The organism is Saccharospirillum sp. (genome assembly GCF_040881935.1).
Lineage (GTDB): Bacteria > Pseudomonadota > Gammaproteobacteria > Pseudomonadales > Natronospirillaceae > Saccharospirillum.
The window spans coordinates 1-16,876 of sequence record NZ_JBBECH010000070.1; the positions used below are offsets into that span (position 1 = coordinate 1).

Below are 16,876 nucleotides of genomic sequence, written 5' to 3' on the forward strand. Positions count from 1 at the left end.
TCAGTGTGAATGAGCCGCTACAGGGAAAACAGGTGCTGATTTATTGGCGCTTACGGCCGGTTAGCCGAGCTGGAAGCACAACTCCAGTCAGTGCGGGAGCGCAACACCGCACTGGAACAGGAAAACGCCGTATTCTGCTCATGGATTGATTTGGTCAGACAAACGGTCCAAAGTCGCTCCAAGGGCTGGTTCATGAGAGAACACGGATTGGAACGCAAGGCTATAGCTATAGGCGACAGCGCTATGACTCACCCAAGATCGGGTATCTGGAGTAGGAGGGAAAATCCAGTGAATCACTCAGATGCTTCTCAAAAAGTGGTCACCGTATATCTTGACCAGAATGTCCTAACTGAGCTTAGGCCCAGGAAATGGATCAAGCAGATCAACCCGTACTCAGTTCTGTTATACACCCTGAAGCACAGCAATGCCGTTGTCAGTGCCTCAAACACCACTATCGATGAGATCCTACAAATACCGAGACAGGCCTATGTTGACGAGCACGTTCAGATACTTCGAGCCATCGGCTTCTATTATTTAAAGCCGGACCAGGACCAAGACCAGTACCTAAAAGGTGAGGATGTGGACCGCTTTTTTGAAGAATATGCCGATAACCAGAAGTCGAACAGCGTATCGCCCATGGATACGGCTATTCGGAACTGGGATCGGGCGCTGAGAAAGCACTTAGGGCTCGAGATTGAAGAAACCTACTCTCACCTAGTCGGTGAAATATTCACAGCCATTCGTGAAACCTTAAAACAGGTAATGTTGCCCGAACAACTGTTACTGCTCCGCCCTATTCTCGATCTGGACCGCTCTGCAGTCGAATCTATGGTTCAGGCTTGGTTTGAAGAAAACCCGGGATTTGAAGAGGGGTCAAATCAACTGGAACGGCTTGGTCGCAAGGTCGCAGACCCCGACGAGTTGCGGAAATTACCATCGGATAGGGTGGTAAGTACCATTTTTGAGCGGATCGGTTTTTCGGAAGAAACCGTCTCCCACTTGATTGCTACCAATCCCGAATTGAATTCCTGGGATCTTAAACTCGCTCTGCCCTTCTTTATCTTGAACATCGTTGGGTATAGAGCGGACGATTTCCGCAAGGTCACCGAGAAAAAGGATCGATTTCGGTCATCCCAGAACGATTACCGGCACCTGTGCAGTGCTCGGCATTCCCATTATCTCGTCACCGACGACACTCGATTTCTAGACAAAGCTAGGGCCATATACACCTGGGCGGGGGTTTCAACCAGAGTGGTTTCGACTGAAGAATTCTTGCAGAGTTGCCTTCCTTTTGCCGTTGAGTCGCTCTTGGAGGCGAATGACTCGTAAGTTGTGCGTTGTTGCTTGGAGGATGATGAGTGGTGACAAAGGTGAGCACAGCCCATCTGAACCCGTTTGTGGTATATCCGATCCCCTACTCCGCTCCAGTGTGCTGTTCCTGGTCAGACCCACCAGTCACTTTGAGGTAAAGTTGAAATAGAAACCCTGTCCGCTCGGCCTCTGTACTAAAGCCCCGGACGCCGTAGGCGGCATCGACGGCCTTGTCATTGTCTCTGTGCGCCTTTAGGAGCTCAGGTGGCATGGTCAGAGGATCATAGAGGTCAGCGAGGCTGGCATCTGGATGGGCCTTTCGTGCCTCGATTATCCCTAGTGCTGTCTTCTCGATGCGCTGTACCTGATTGGCGCCAGGCTCTCCCGGCCAGGGGAAGTTGTTGTAGACCAATTTTGCAGAGTAGCGGTACCGGCTCTCCAGACGGCCACAAACAGATCTCATCCACGCCATATGCATCAGAGAGCTGATCACGCCGAAGTGGTACGGTGTCGCATCGTTGATGACGAACACCAGGTCACTGGCCAACACCTCGGGCCCCATGTACCCGACCGGTATATAAGCGCGGCGCTCAGACGATACCTTCGGAATCACAAGGTAATCTTCGCTGGGGATATTCTCGACATGAAATCGGGTTGGCGTCTCTGCGATTTTACGCGTGGGGGCGCTGTCGCTTTTAGCGCGAATATCCCGCACAGCCTCAACCCGACGCATAACATGAGGCATTTTTCGCATCGCTGCTGGCGGGCAGTTCCCCAGCCACAAACACCACCGCTCAATGTTGTTAATGTACTCTCGTGACCCAATCCAGCGCCTGAAATACGGCTCCGCTCCCGGCTCCAAAGACAGAAATGCAGACTTTTCCTCCGGTGTGAACAAGTACTGCCCGCCGTCAATGGGCTTGTTTCCGATCCGAATGGGTGGCACTTCACAAACTGGTGCTCTGCGGTTGGGCAGTGCGACATTGGGCCCATCGGCCAAGTATGGATTGATGGTTTCTGCAAATACGGCCGTTGGTTCAGATCTCGGGGTATCATACTCGAAGATGATCTTCTTTCGGGCAATAGGTCCCTGGCCAAATCCGATGATTACGCAGTGCACTGCTGCCTTACCCCTGGCTTCGCTATTCCATTGAAACGTCTTGTGCGCGAACTGGATCTCTACACCCTGGTCCAGAACCCAGTCCCAGAGTATCCCTGCCTGTTCACCCTGGGTTATGGAATTTGTTGACACAAAGGCTGCACGGATGGGGCGATCTTGCGGTCTGCCCGTTTTCAGGTACTCCACCGCTTTAAAATACCAACCGGTGCAATAGTCCAACAAACCATGACTCTTCATATCATTGCTGACAGCCTTAATGTCAGAACGCTGCTCTTTGCTCATGTACTTTGCGCCGGCAAAGGGCGGATTCCCGAGCACATAGTCACATCGATCTGGCGGGAGCACATCGCCCCAGTCGGCCTGCAGTGCATTGGCCTGGACGATGTTGGCGCTCTTTACCAGAGGAATACGGACAAACGCATCGCCGAATACCTTGCTCACTTTAATGTTCATTTGGTGGTCGATCAGCCACATGGCTACACGGGCGATCTGAGCAGGCCATTCCTCAATCTCGATGCCGTGGAACTGGTCAACATCCACTTTGACATAGTGCTCGACGACGTTCAGAGCCAACTGCTGACTATCAGCGGCATGTATAGCCTGAATCACCTCCAGCTCCAACTGGCGGATTTCTCTGTAGGTGATAACGAGGAAGTTCCCACAGCCGGCTGCTGGGTCGATCCAGTTCAAGCTGCTCAACTTGCCCTGGAAGGCCCTCAGCTTGGATTTCCGATCCGTTGACCGGCGCCCTAGAAGGTTCTCAAACTCTTCTCGCAACTCATCTAGAAACAGGGGCTTGATCACTTTTAGAATGTTCTGTTCGCTGGTGTAGTGGGCGCCCAGCCGACGCCTAACCTCGGCGTCCATGATGCCCTGGAACAGTGACCCGAAAATGGCCGGACTGATTTGCCCCCAGTCCAGAGAGCAACACTCCATCAGCAACCTGCGCATTCGGCTATCAAATGCCGGTGTCCGGAGTGTTTCCTCGAACAGGGCACCATTCACATGTGGGAAGGCCAGCAGTCTTTCATCCCGTGATGCCATCCGCTGCGATTCTGGTGTGTCCAGAACATCAAAGAGCTCATTAAGCCGGGCCCCCAGGTCTGACCCATCATCGCGGGTACACTGCTCCAAGAAATCATAGAACGCACCCCGGGGCATGAAGATTCCGGTATCCTCGGCAAACAGGCAAAAGAGAATGCGGACCAAGTAGATTTCCAGGCGGTGGCCCTGGTACCCGGCGTTATGGAGGGCGTCATGCAGCTGAGCCAACTTCTCTGCTGCTTCTTTGTTGACGGGATCTTGCTCTCTAAACACTCGCTGTTCGTAGCCGGCAATGAATCCCAGCTTTTCGACGTTATCCTGAAACTCAAAGAGACTGAATTCAGCATCCTCTGATGTCTCTAGGTCATGCACGCGGATCCTATCAAAGTCCGAAACGATTACATACCGGGGGAGGTCGCGGTCGGGGATTCCTGGAAAGTAATCCATGGCTTGGCTGTAGGCCCGGTTCAGATCCTTGCCGCGAGACTTGTGTTCGGCGATAAGCACGCCTGGCCAGAAGAGGTCGATAAATCCTGGGTTTCCACCCTTGGATTTGACGTAGTGCTCAAATGCAGCGATTCGGCGCCGTTGGACGCCGTACACATGAAACAGTGCATCCCAAAAGCTCTTAGCTTCGCCACTCTCGCTTGTTGTGCCGGCCCACTCTTCCGAGAACCGAAGTGCTCTTGTTCGGATCTCGTTCCATGATAACGACATGTAGATTTGTCTCCGGTTGGTGGTTGGTTATGGGCCCTGCCAATTAGGTTTCCAAAGCACTCAACTGCCCAATATCATGGGCAAGTACTTGTCTGTCAATGTTTCCGTGCTTAGCCCAGAATAGCCATTCACGGCAGGGAGGCACCGCACATCATCGAAAGCAAGGGTCTAACTGAATTTACTGTAGTCAACACTGGTGTCACCCACTTGCAAGATCAGGTTACGCCCAGCCAATACACCTTGAATGTCCTTAAGGCTGGTATGCCCCTTGAGATCGAAAGTCACCTGTCAAACAGGCAACAGATTGCCCTGCTATGTGGTGGCCCGCTCAAGTGGAATGCCCGGCCGTGTCGTACCGTCACCGTTGGGCCCCTCCTGCTGCCCGGCACTCAAGAGCCGAGTCCCTATTGCAAGCGATGCCGCCTTAACGTTGAGGCAAGGATCCAAGCCTGTCGTACCTTAACCACTGCCTGCTATCGCACTAGTGGTCCATGCGGAAAATAAAGTGACATGACATCGAGCCATTTACACTGCCGATATTATGAATCAAAACGACTTAAAGCTATCCAGCCAAGATGTAGCCACCCTGGAGGAATGGATTCGAAGCATGTCTCTGTCTCAGGGTCAGGTTACCCGTGCGAAGGTTATTTTGTCACTCTCCGAAGGAATGCCTGTCACGCAGATCGCCGCTGCGCAAAGAGTCTCCCGCAAAACGGTCTACAAGTGGAAAGCCCGGTTCTTGGAATCTGGACCGGATGGACTACTTGACCAACCGAGACCGGGGCGCCCGTCGGTGATTGATGAAAATGTCGTCAACCGTGTTCTCACGTTAACGACAGAGCGTGTTCCCCATGAAGCCACGCATTGGAGTGTGGCTTTGATGGCTGAGTATGCCGGCGTGACGACCTGGCAAGTTCGCCAAATCTGGCAGGCTGCTGATTTGAAGCCACACCGCCTGAAAACCTTCAAGATCAGCAATGATCCCGATTTTGCCGAGAAGGTTGTGGACGTTGTTGGGTTGTACATGAACCCTCCCGACAATGCTAAAAACACAGATCCAAGCTTTGGATCGCACCCAACCTGGACTGCCGTTGTCGCCTGGCCACATTGGGAGCTACACGCACGATTACAAACGCAACGGTACAGCCGCTCTTTATGCGGCTTTTAATACTTTAACGGGAGAGGTGATTGGGCGAGTTGAGAAAAGAACCCGCTCGAAAGAGTTCTTGGCATTTTTGAAGCAGGTCGAGCGACAAACACCAAAAGATAAAGATCTGCACATTGTGTTGGATAATCACAGTGCTCATAAGACAAAAGAAGTCAGAGAATGGGTAGAAAAACACCCAAGGATCCACTTCCACTTTACGCCCACGAGCGCATCCTGGTTGAATGCTGTGGAGGGCTGGTTTGCTCAACTGGAGCGTCGAGCACTGTACCGAGGCATATTCAGCAGTGTGGCTGACCTGAAGGATGAGCTGAAACGATTTATTCGTGTTCACAACCGTGATCTGGCCAAACCATTTAAGTGGACGAAGAGTGCTGAATCGATTTTGGCTGCGGTACAGCGAGCTAAAAAAGTGCTACCTAATTAACCGCATGGCCCACTAGGGCCATATACGCCTGGGCGGGGGTTTCAACCAGAGTGGTTTCGACTGAAGAATTCTTAAAAAGCTGCCAATATTCGTGGAGCTGATCGGAGAAGTGAAAGACTCATGAGCATGGCGTGAAAGAAGCTTGGTCCGTATAACAAGCTTCGACAGATGGCTTTAGAGTCTATTTCGTATGGCCTTAAGCTCTACATCGTGGGCTATTAGCGATTCTTGGCTTACACACAAATGTTGACGGTCAATGTGCTCAACTATCGAGTCGATCTCAGAACCGTCTTCTTCCCGATAGATTTTTGCCCGTGATTCCTGCTGGGAGTAATACTTGCCCATGGTGTTTAGTGCGGACGATTCATATAGATCTTGCCAATTTTTGGGCACGATGACAGAGCCACGTCGGTACCCTGTCGCCATCGCGATTCCAGGCAGATCAAAATCCATGAAAAAAGCCAGCTTATCGGATGGATGACGATCAATTAAATCGTTAACTGAACGCGCGTTTTCCCCGTGACCTCGATACACGCACAGTGCACGACCCCACTCTGCTGGAAGTTTCATCAGGTTCAATTTGTGCATCAGCGTACCGTTTTCGACGATGACTATGGTCGACTCCTTCCACGAATCCCATTCAATAGTTTCCATATCTACCGCTAACACTGAGCCTGGAGGGGTGTGTCCCGACCCAGATGTCATGTATATCGGGTGGTCCTGGAGTCCATGGACAAGAATCAACGAACCAAACACAGCCTTACCGCGAATTTTCTCGTGCGGGGTGATCTTCGCTACATCGATGCGATCGCCATCGAGCGTGTCCCGCTGCGGATCTGCTTGACATTGCTCAATAATGTACCTTCGCAACGTTTGTTTATCGGTATGCGAGAACACCACTTCCCGGCCAATGGTTATGCCACAGTTGGTTACCGACATCAGCTCCATGTTGGTCTTGTTCTTGGGAAACCGGGTTAACGGGGAACGCAGAAGTCGCTGGACGGCTTTGAATTGCCTTTGCATTGACATCGACTAACTCCCCCACTGAAGGTGCAAGTCGCGCACCCATAGGTTATCAGGATAAATGGTGTCGACATCACCGACGAAGTGCATTTTGATCTGCTTGCGTTCCTGGCCCGGCAATCCGTCGACGGCTGCCGACAAGAGAGAAAGCCAGTCCAGCAACTCGATATCCAGGTCAAATGTCTGCAGAATCTCGGATCCACGAATCACATTGTTTTTGAATTCACCGGCCAGAATCATGTCGACCACGGACTCTATGAGCTCCGCCACCGGGTCGCGTTCGTCGGCCTGAGTGTGGCCAGCTGGATCCATGTCGATAGGCACCAGCTCGGTGCGGTTCTCTGAAATCACGATCTCTTTTTGATCATCACGAGCACCAGCGGCTATGGGGGCAAGCACCTCGTCGCTAAGTGGGTCATGAATGTCAGGATACGCCCATATCGTCATCGCAGGAGCCAACAACACCGCATCCGGGCATCGGCTCAGCTCAACGTCCTCAACTGACGGAACAAAGCCAGGGTTTGCCTGGTAGTAGGCCTCAAATGACGAAACCAGACTGGTCAGACGATGACTTTCGCGCAGATCAAGGAGTAAATCACGAAGCTGGTACAGAGAGTGGGACAGATCGGCCACGTAGGTCTTCATCGCCGAAGGAAGTTGTTTGTTGAGCAGCTTACGCAAGAACCGGTCATTGCCGGCCTCCTCACCGAACTCGCCTATTGAGAAGGATGTCAGCAGCTCTGCCAGCTTTCGCGCTCGCTCAACCACTCGTTCATTCTCTTGGATTCGAAGGCTCAGGTCGGTGATGTGCGTAAAGCGGTTGTAAAGGTGGTTATTGAAGGAAAGAATCATGTATTGCAGATTCTCCATTAACAATGCCACGCTTTCACTGATATCTCGCTCAACCCGCCTTACATCGTCAAAGGCGCCTATGCGGCGGGCCTGGCGTAAATCCTCAAATGACTGCTTCAAAGCCAACCACTGGGCAGCTATGGTCTCATTGGCCACGGCACGCCGGTAATCCTGAGCGGCAAAATCAAGCAGGTTCAGCAGCTCATGACGCAGGTGATAGCCATCCTCACCTTCCATTTGCCAAACCAAGCGAACCGCACGAAGTGACCGAATGGCTGTGGCATTGTCCAGCGAGTCCTCTATCGTCATGGTGTTTGACCGATAGGCCTCATCGATGACTTTAGAGTGGCTACCCAGCGCGTTGAGCACTTTTTGGTTATCGTAAACGGCCATCAGAATATGCTCGTTTGGCGATGCTCATCCCCACTGCCGGGATCTTCAACAGGGATGCCCTCTTTTGATTGGATGTAATCCATCATGTCGTAGAGCCAGCTCCATTTCCCGGTCGCGCGGTACGCCGCGCCGGTGCCTCCTGGTTTAACGAAGAACCCCATCTCAGTCAGTTTCTCGAAGATGTGCGTAACCCCATCCCGAACCCAGCGGGGTGAGTCCTTATTGATGGACTTTCGAAATGGCCCCTTACCCAAGATCACTTCCAGCTGTTGCATCAGATGAGGCACCTGGTCGAGCTGTTTGGTGAGGTCACCGTCATACAACGTATCCCCCATGACAATGGGCTCGGGCCGTTGCTGGGCGATCATCACCAACCGGAGCCAGCCTACCAATGGCTCTATTTGGTTGGCCACGAGCTTGAATGATTGACGGACTTCAGAGCGATCAGTCGCATCATTGATTGAGGCATAGACTGGAATCCACGCCCGACCGTCTGTAGTGGCCCGCACATCACGGTTGAGTGGTTGCAAGAACGCTCGCACCCTCTCCCGGTTGTCCTCCTCCGATAGGTAGTCGGCCAATTCTCGATCTGCGTAGTCGCAAATGATGCCACCCTGAAGTAATGCCTTTACGGTACGGCCTAGTAACACCTCACTGCTCATGCGATGACTCCTGAGTCGCCACGGAAGAGAGACCTGCCAATGTTTTCAGTCGGTCTCGCTGACTCTGATCGCCCGGGTGAGCCAGCCGGTGCAGGTGATTAACCACCCCGCTCTGCAGGTTTACTCTCTGATTAAATATCTTCATTTTGTTGCGATCCAGGTCAGGCGAGGCGCTGATGATGGTCAGGTTGTGCTGATCAAGCATGGACACCAGGCTGGTGATGTTGGTTATGTGTAACTCAAGTAGCTCATCGAGTGGCCAAACGATCCGGACACGCTGATCCGGACATAAGTAGCGGGCCATACCCATGAAAATGATATTGATGGCCAACTTGTTGAGCCCTTTGGATGCTGCGTTAAGCAACTCGGTATCATTGCGAACCGCCCTGAGGTTGCCGTTCTCTTTCATCTGAATTTCGAGATCAAACAAAGCATCGCGATCGGCGCTGATGCCACTATCCCGGAGACTGGCCATCACCTGGCTGAACTTATTCAATAAGCCTTCACCCGGCAAATCTGTCCGATTGGTTAATTTCCATTCTTCAAACGCACGAACAAAGTTCTGAAGCGGTTGCCAACTCGGGCTGTCCTGGACTAGCGGTTTCAGTACGATTCGGAAGTCTTCCAGTGTTGCCACCTTCTGATCGGTGTTGATTCGACTGCCTAGTTTACGGGATACGGAGGTGATCTGTTTCGTGAGAGATGACAGAGAATCCAGATGATCCTGTAGTTTTTTGGCCTCCACGAAAAAACTACTGTGCAGCAGATCATGCTGTTTGGGGGCCAGTTCATTGATCATTATCTTGAGATCTTGAACCTGGGAGAGCAGGCCCGCCTCGTCCAGTTCGAAATCAGGGTCGTTTGTGGCAGCGATTCTCTGCTCGGTTATGGTTCGCCATTGCTGTTCCAGATGCGACCCGTCATAGCGATTAATGACTGCTTTTGCCTTCTTAACCCCGGCCAGTACGTTTCTTCGTAAGGCTTGAAGCTTCTCTCCATTGCTTTGTAGGGTCTCTGTTAGGGCTTCCAGATTGCCCACCGGGGTATCCTCATCTGGCTGCAGATCAATAAGGCCCATCCGTCGTAGCAGTGCATCGGCCTCCCCAATGGATTTGGACAATCGGCCCATTTCCCCTTCTAGTCGGCGTTTCTCAGCCTGAAACTTCGATGATCGAGCCTTGTTTGCCTCCTCAAGCTCCTTAACGCTTTTATCAAAAGCCAACTTTTCCCGCTGAGCAGCTGCAATGTCGGTCCTCAACTGAGGCTCATTCTGCCATTCATCACGATACCAACGGTTATAGGTCTCTATCTTGCTCTGGCTACCCTCGATACGCTTGATCTTTTCGCTCAAGGCCGTTACTCGCCCTCGATACTCCTCTTCCATCCGCTCATCAATTCCATTGTTCTTAAGTATCTGCTGATAGGCGCTCTCACGGTCCTTTTTGCGGGTTTTGTACTGACGAGTTGCTTCGTCGGCACGTGCTTTCAAGTGATCCCGTCGCTGCTCGAACTCCGCCTCAGCATTTGACCAACCGGCAACCAGCTCCTGTACTTGTTCAGAATACTGGGTGGTAAGTGCCTCCCGTTCTTGGCTGGCGCTGGCGTCAAATTCCGTCAATTGAGCCTGGAGCTTTACAATCCCGCTCTGAGCCTCGGCTTTCAGCACCTCGACCCTTTCCTTCACCTGGGCCTTTATGGTCTTTTCAGTCTGCTCAGCGGCCGACAGGAGGTTCTGAGCCTTGCGGAGTTGAGTCTTCGCTACTGAGAGTTCTTCCTTGATGCTCGATAGCCGCTGGGCTGATTGATGAACCCTCGTTTCCAAAGAACGAGCTTGTTCTTCAAGGCGTAACCGGCGCGACTCGCAGCGTTCTATGTGAGCATGAAGCTGGGCCTCATCTGCGGCCTCATCCGGACGGTCCAGTCCACCAACCGCAAGACTCCAACCACCAAAGACATCGAGCGCATCATTGATTTTTACCGGATTGAGATCTTTTCGATACAATAAATCAGTATTGATGATCTTACCTAGCCCATCCGACCAATGGCTATCGTCGGCCCGTAACGCCTCCAGGAGCGATCCGGGGGGCGGCTCCAGTTGGCGGCTGAACTGAGTGATCTTCTCATTCTCACGCTCAATGTCTGCGCGAATATCATCCCAGCTCGTTTGCCGGCTTCGCTGTTCCGAATTGAGTTCGGACAAAGACTGTTCCAGCGCATTCAAAGACGTTCTTTCCTCAGCTACAGCGTCTCGTGCCAGTACCGTTTTTGTCTCCGCCTCTTCAACCTGAAGGCTGTCCTGTTCGCTGGCGGAGGCATGTTGTACTCGAAAACGCAGTTGCGCTAATTCCTTATCCAGCGTGTGCCGGGCCTCTTGTTGCGAATGCCTTAAATTGGCCAGTTCCATGTCACGCTCGGCATTAACGGAGTCCTTCTCTGTCTGATGGTCCTTTCTGTCCATTTCGAACTGATGTTTAACCAGTTCGGTTTCGCTGGCAATTGCGGCCAATCCGTCTTTATGGTTCTGTTCGATCGCTTTAAGGTCCGCCTGAAAATTAACTCTGAACTCTTCGACCTGTGTTGTTATCGCCTCCAAATCATCCTTTGCAACCTGACGCTGACGCCGATATTCCGGTAGCTGGGTCGATTCCTGGGCCAGATACGGGATCTCGGCTTCATCAAAACGGTCTTTCTCCGCCATCAACCTGACGTGTTGATCTACCAGTTTCTTGTAGTGAATGTCGTGATCCTGGGCCTGCGAAACCAGCTCTCCGCGTTGATTATAGTACAGCCGCTCCTCATCCTGATGCTTAGCTTCCGCTGTTCGCAGTTGATCATTCATTCCAGAAAGGCGCTCATTTACGTCAATCAGCGTTGTTCTGATGCTTTTTGCGATGCTGGTGGTGTGCTCAGATAGGGCCAGCCGTTCTTCTTCACGGTCGATACAATCGACGATCGACCCCTTTTCCGCTTCAAACGAAATCTGGGATCGAACATCGTTGACTAAGGCCTGTCCCTCTTTGATTTTTGGCGATGTGGGGAGGATATGATCATCGAACTGGGTGTCCCAGATCATTTTTTTGAACTCCCTCATCATCGACTGGTTTTTCTGCACCACATGCACCAACCGATCAATGTGCTGCATTCGAGTCTGGCTGTCGCCCAGGCCAAATTCCCGTGACAGCCGTTCTACGACCTTCCGGGTGCCCGGATTGCGCTTTATGAGGTTTGCGTCGCGTTGGATGATGGCCCGGAAGTCAGTAATAGTGTTGACCAGCGTTGATACTCTAATGCCAGCCTGCTTCAAATCCTCTATCAATGTAGTGACTGCAATCCCCGCCGCCAGTCGTTCACGAATCCCGGGGGCGAACAAGGTCTCCTCTGCACTGCCTTTCAGGAAGTAATAACCAACACGATTTGAAGGGTGCCTAAATAGAAGAGCGCAACACAGACCTTCCTCTTGACGGTATTCGAATATCACACAGCTTTGAAATGTCGGCAGATAGAAATCGATAAACGACGATTTTCCGCTTAGTTTAGACACAACACGTTCTGGCTCAGTTCCATAAAACACCGAGAGCAAAGCCAGTATCGATGATTTTCCAGCCCCGTTTGTCCCTGCAATATGTGTTTTACCCGCCATGGGAAGACTAACGGTTCTTCCTGAGAACTCCTGAAACGTGTGATGGAGAATGATTGATTCTAGGCCAAATTGGGCATGCTCGGGGGGGTGCATTAAAGAGCCTCATAGAGATCTGGTAGATTACGACCCATTGAACCACAGAGTGGGTTTCTTGCAATGGCCGTTAATCACTTCTTCATCCGAAGCGAGAATATCTATATATCTGGCTTATCGGTTTTTGTTGTTAACGCTGGCCAGTTCCGACCAGCACCTAGCGGGCAATTCCATCAGCACCCAACTCAAGCTACGTCCTCTACCAAGTTCTGGCTCTTGAAAAACTCCATCTGCTCTTTGTTGGTGTCAGAGTGGTAACTGAACTGCTCTTTGCTGCACATTCCCGGTGCCTCATCTATCTGAACCAACACCCCACCTGGTCATAGGAGCTGAACCCGTTGGCCATGAGCCACTTGAACCACATGGGTAAAGGCCCCCGATCACCTATGTCCGGACACTCCCGGGTCATCAGGCGATTCACTTGATAACGGCCATTGGCAGTCAGACCATACACCCCTCGGCGTCCGGTCATCAGTACTCATCGGGTCACCCAGCGCTGGGCGCCGCTCTGCCACTTTTTGATAAGTTCGGCCGTCACCATTCGATCCAGCTGTCTTCGACGATAACCAGAGCCAATCTGATAAATCTATTTGACCCTCAAGGAGCGGTAGGCCTCGTTCAGGCTGAACAGTACTTGTAGGGCCCTCGTGGCTCCCAGCCCCTGCTTATCAGCTGCTTTAAACTTGCTGTAGGTATCGAGGGCACTCTACCGGCGGCACCGGTTGGGTGTTTACAGGTTTCAGAAAGGCCTTGCCTTGATGAGAGTGATTCTCATAAGACTATAGTGCTACCATACAATTAATTGCGGTCATTGGGTGAGGGCTGATCCTGAACTTCCGTAAATTCGCCACTAATACCTTCTTCGGACTCAAAGTATTCGTCCCAGACTGGATCTGTTGGCCTCACATATTGTTTGACCGAACCTTTAAGTCGTTCCAGCGGCGACAGTTCCTGTGGCAGTGGCTCAGCTAGCGCATCTGCATGTGCCAAATATGGATCTAAGCCGTCTAAGAGTTTCTGTTCGGTAGTGCGATTTTTGTTCATATTCGCCCTCTCCAATATTCACGATAACTGCAGTGCCATAATGTAAACAACAGGTCGGGTTCGCTAAAGGACTACGGCGTCTCAATCCATCACGATGGTAAATACTACAAAATAGAGACTTTATAGTAGGCAGTATAGAAGGCGATTTAACAAGATACACTCTGTATAGGCAGCACTTTCACTGGCTCACAACTAACCTAGACTTCGAGCATCTATTTTTGGATTTAATTCACTTCTGTTATTCGATTCGCTCTTTAATTATTAAAATGGTGCACTAACTTACTCCTCCCAAAAATCCCTGGGGAGCTCATACAATAGTTCTTTAACTACAGCGTCGACCATTCTTGCTTCGTTAACCGGGTCTAACCCCTGCCCTTCCAGCGCCATATGGGTATTAACACTTTTTACTTCCCTTTTAGCTTTCATCAATGCCTGGGCCTCAAGTGTCTTTGCTAAAGTTTTCTGTTTTGGTACCAGGTAATAGACAAGCTCGCAGTCTAACCCTTCAGCAGCTTTTTTTAAGCTGCGCAGCGTTATAGCCGTGTGAGCTTCGCTATTTTCAAGTTTTGAAATCTGGGGCTGCGATACGCCTATTCTATCGCCAAGTGTCTGAGTGCTGATGCCTAATGCGGTTCGAATAGTCTTAATCCACCCATTCTTGAAATGGGGAACTCTTTCACCCGCCGCGAGACCCTCAAGGCTTCGGTCCAGCTGCTCAATCGTCAACCTTCTCTCCCAATTCATTGCTATACCTTCTTAGGCTCTTATGTTTATAGCCTATATAGCATAAAAATTAGAATAAATAGTCTATTTAACGACTATTATATTGATTTTTCATTTGGAAAAGGCACCTTTCAGTACAGATATGCAGTATTTCGACGAGAGTTAGGTCATTAGCAGCTCTGCGTTGCTGTCCGGTTGTTCCTTTACTGAGAGCCACTGGAAAGTCGTACACGAGGGCTTCAGGTCAGAGAACGGCGCGGTGAAGCAAGTCCAGACCTAAGATTTATGGGTTCTTCTTACCCGGAGCGAGCATGAGACTTCTTAAGTGAAGGTCTTTAAATCGGTGTTCAATCGAATTACTTCCCATCATTACTCCTCATCGCTATGATACTGTTTTTTTATACAGTAGTAATGAGATGCAGTACTATACCCGAAGCACTTACGGAAACATTGATTTCGACAACCTTCCCGCGCTATTCCGAGATGGTCAGATGTATAGCGTCACCGTGCGGGAAACCCCGCCATACGGCTATCAGTGCTTCGCGGAGGTGCTCATTGAAGACCAGGGCCTAACTGAATTTACGGTCGCCTACACTGGAGTCACCCACTGGGAAGATAAGGTAACGCCCGGCCAATACATTTTGAAAGCCCTGCAGGCCGAACTGCCCCGAGAAATCGATCGTCACCTGTTGAACAGGCAACAGACTGCTCTGCTCTGCGGTGGTCCGCTTAAGTGGAAAGATCGGCCATTTCGCACCGTCGCCGTTGAACGCTTTCTGCTGCCAGCCACTGAGGAACATGGTCCCTATTGCAAGCGATGCCGCTTGAACGCCGAGGCACTGGGATGGATCAAGCCTGAGGCATCTTAGCCGTTACTTGCCTTTGCACCTGGTACTAACGGAATTGGATCTCCGATCGGTTCGAAGGCCGGTTCGTTAACCGGTACTGCTTCCAGCGAATGGCGGTAATCAGTGAGATTGAACAGTGGTTCAAAGCTTTTATGCGGACGGCTTTTATCCAGCCAGCCGGCTAGCTCATCTGGCTGCAGCACCAGCGGAAAGGACTTGTAGTGAATGTCCAAAAAGTCTGGGTGTGGTGGCAAGGTAATGACACCGGTGGAAACCATTGCCTCGCCATCGGGCCCGACCCAATGCTTGCACATGGCCGCCAGCATCATGATCTTTCCAGGGTCGTGAATCAGATACCGGTGTTTGGCTATGGGCCGTGGTGGCTTTTTCTGTTCGTCCGGCGTCAGCGCCGTGAAGAGCCTCCCCCCGGGGTAAATCGATTGCCATTCAAAGAAGCCCCGGGCAAACACAACCGCCCTATAGCTGCGCGGAGGAATGGAGTGCATCTTCGATGTCAGTATTCTACGCGACTGGCAGTTGAAAGATGCCCATTGGGTGTCAGGCTTCAATGTCTCATTGTCGAGTTTCAACCACCAGACTGCAGACATGACCCGCTTTCCTGCCTTCGTGGGTACCAGGCTCAGAACTCGGTCGGTCGGCCTCAGCTCACGTTTTGTATAAACGACCGTTCCCAAAACCGCATCAATTTCCGCCCGCGTGTAACCCGCGGCCGACAGGAGCCCAGGCAATGCAGGATGGTCACTGGCGTTGTAGATTGCGCCGCACACGTTGCTTCCCTCAGACTGACTTGTGTTTCAAGCCTACCCTAATTGGTTATCTAACCACTAAAATCCCGTTTTTGTTATCTGAAGTGGTAATCTCTCGAATTAGAAACTCTTCGAGAGCCGCTGCCTCAAAAGCCGTTTCAGCGGGCACGCCTATGATCCATACGTACCGTGGTTGAACTTTCCAATTGCCAATTAACCGGCATATTTTTCCAGGACCGTATTTGCAATAGCTATTCAACCGGGCGCTTACTGAGCTCTTCATCGAAGATTTCCCGATATAGACTACTCGCCCCTCGCCATCAATGAACGTATAAATGCCCGCTTTGCCGTTACTTGGCCAGGTGTCACTCCACCGATGTTCTGCGATAAGCGCCCCATTTTCCTTTTCAGGGAATAAGTCGTAAAGCGGGCCAGAGTTGAACTCAGCCATCTCGGGATGTCGATATCGCGTACAATACTCTTCTACCTTCCCCTTTAATTCGCTCAGTGTTCCAATCATATATAATCCATTAATAGTTGACTATCTGGAAGGACCTGACCAAGCATAGTTCAACCTGCCAGAGACCCGGATTGTAAGTGAAATTTTCTTGAGATAAGTGGTAGACCAGCATATTCGAGAGCAATTTGAGGTGCGGGCGATCTCACTAGCTGGTCGAGGGCGTGCTTAATGACGGAGGTATGAGAGACGACCAATCGGCATCGTAGTGATCAACAGACCTTTTCGTGTACAGTGTTCAACAACTGTATAAGCTCTGATGTCTCAAATGAAATGTAACCTCTTTCCCGACGGTGCTTCCCCGAACAGCTGGGTCAACCACCCTACGCACCAGATTTTCGGTAGGGTTCCCGATATGAAGGTACCAAAGGACTTCATACCAGGTGGCCCAATTCGCTTGACGGCTGGCAAGTACGATCCCCGCGGTGTTGGTGCTAGGCATATCCTCGAAAAACATGGCGACTTGCTGGTTAAGCGTAAGCGATCCATTAACCCCATGCTCTCACTGAGCATTTAACTCGATATTCCAT

Annotated in this window: 11 protein-coding genes and 1 pseudogene; 3 read left to right on the forward strand and 9 right to left on the reverse strand. The window is 51.2% G+C overall.

The features are described 5' to 3' along the window. Positions 1-288 precede the first annotated feature (288 nt). Entirely contained in the window at positions 289-1,329 is a 1,041-nt protein-coding gene (locus tag WEB54_RS13130) for a hypothetical protein (RefSeq protein WP_368056112.1), read from the forward strand. Between the two features lie 85 nt (positions 1,330-1,414). On the opposite strand, the gene WEB54_RS13135 is transcribed toward WEB54_RS13130, so the two are convergent. Further along, positions 1,415-4,192 (reverse strand): DNA methyltransferase, encoded by a 2,778-nt coding sequence (locus tag WEB54_RS13135; protein WP_368056114.1) that lies wholly within the window; start codon positions 4,190-4,192, stop codon positions 1,415-1,417. Positions 4,193-4,733: 541 nt separating this feature from the next. Here WEB54_RS13135 and WEB54_RS13140 point away from each other — a divergent pair. Next, a pseudogene (locus WEB54_RS13140) lies at positions 4,734-5,784 on the forward strand (IS630 family transposase). 174 nt (positions 5,785-5,958) lie between these two features. Here the strand turns inward: WEB54_RS13140 and WEB54_RS13145 are convergent. The 6 genes from WEB54_RS13145 to WEB54_RS13170 all read right to left on the reverse strand — a co-directional run bounded on the left by WEB54_RS13145 (position 5,959) and on the right by WEB54_RS13170 (position 14,217). Next, entirely contained in the window at positions 5,959-6,813 is an 855-nt protein-coding gene (locus tag WEB54_RS13145; protein ID WP_368056116.1) for a hypothetical protein, read from the reverse strand. Positions 6,814-6,816: 3 nt separating this feature from the next. After that, positions 6,817-8,052: a hypothetical protein gene (locus WEB54_RS13150; RefSeq protein ID WP_368056118.1), complete on the reverse strand. Its 1,236-nt coding sequence runs from the start codon at positions 8,050-8,052 to the stop codon at positions 6,817-6,819. Further along, complete coding sequence (locus WEB54_RS13155; protein WP_368056120.1) at positions 8,052-8,714, reverse strand: hypothetical protein; 663 nt, start codon at positions 8,712-8,714, stop codon at positions 8,052-8,054. Before WEB54_RS13155 ends, WEB54_RS13150 begins: the two co-directional genes overlap by 1 nt. Then, positions 8,704-12,447 carry an ATP-binding protein gene (locus tag WEB54_RS13160; RefSeq protein WP_368056122.1) on the reverse strand — a complete coding sequence of 1,248 codons (3,744 nt, stop codon included), beginning with the start codon at positions 12,445-12,447 and terminating at the stop codon, positions 8,704-8,706. Before WEB54_RS13160 ends, WEB54_RS13155 begins: the two co-directional genes overlap by 11 nt. A gap of 798 nt (positions 12,448-13,245) precedes the next feature. Further along, positions 13,246-13,491, reverse strand: a complete 246-nt coding sequence (locus WEB54_RS13165; protein ID WP_368056124.1) for a hypothetical protein — start codon at positions 13,489-13,491, stop codon at positions 13,246-13,248. A 279-nt stretch (positions 13,492-13,770) separates the two neighbouring features. After that, a complete protein-coding gene (locus WEB54_RS13170) occupies positions 13,771-14,217 on the reverse strand; it encodes a mobile mystery protein A (protein WP_368056126.1) in 447 nt (148 codons plus the stop codon). A gap of 413 nt (positions 14,218-14,630) precedes the next feature. Between WEB54_RS13170 and WEB54_RS13175 the strand changes: the two genes are divergently transcribed. Then, positions 14,631-15,083: a hypothetical protein gene (locus tag WEB54_RS13175; RefSeq protein ID WP_368056128.1), complete on the forward strand. Its 453-nt coding sequence runs from the start codon at positions 14,631-14,633 to the stop codon at positions 15,081-15,083. Here WEB54_RS13175 and WEB54_RS13180 read toward each other — a convergent pair. Then, complete coding sequence (locus tag WEB54_RS13180; RefSeq protein ID WP_368056130.1) at positions 15,080-15,850, reverse strand: SOS response-associated peptidase family protein; 771 nt, start codon at positions 15,848-15,850, stop codon at positions 15,080-15,082. The genes WEB54_RS13175 and WEB54_RS13180 overlap by 4 nt on opposite strands. Before the next feature lie 46 nt (positions 15,851-15,896). After that, positions 15,897-16,349: a hypothetical protein gene (locus WEB54_RS13185; RefSeq protein WP_368056132.1), complete on the reverse strand. Its 453-nt coding sequence runs from the start codon at positions 16,347-16,349 to the stop codon at positions 15,897-15,899. Positions 16,350-16,876: the final 527 nt, after the last annotated feature.

Coding starts and splice junctions, on each gene's coding strand:
- WEB54_RS13135 (WP_368056114.1), bottom strand. CDS start 4,192: ATGTCGTTATCATGGAACGAGATCCGAACAAGAGCACTTCGGTTCTCG.
- WEB54_RS13145 (WP_368056116.1), bottom strand. CDS start 6,813: ATGTCAATGCAAAGGCAATTCAAAGCCGTCCAGCGACTTCTGCGTTCC.
- WEB54_RS13150 (WP_368056118.1), bottom strand. CDS start 8,052: ATGGCCGTTTACGATAACCAAAAAGTGCTCAACGCGCTGGGTAGCCAC.
- WEB54_RS13155 (WP_368056120.1), bottom strand. CDS start 8,714: ATGAGCAGTGAGGTGTTACTAGGCCGTACCGTAAAGGCATTACTTCAG.
- WEB54_RS13160 (WP_368056122.1), bottom strand. CDS start 12,447: ATGCACCCCCCCGAGCATGCCCAATTTGGCCTAGAATCAATCATTCTC.
- WEB54_RS13165 (WP_368056124.1), bottom strand. CDS start 13,491: ATGAACAAAAATCGCACTACCGAACAGAAACTCTTAGACGGCTTAGAT.
- WEB54_RS13175 (WP_368056128.1), top strand. CDS start 14,631: ATGCAGTACTATACCCGAAGCACTTACGGAAACATTGATTTCGACAAC.
- WEB54_RS13185 (WP_368056132.1), bottom strand. CDS start 16,349: ATGATTGGAACACTGAGCGAATTAAAGGGGAAGGTAGAAGAGTATTGT.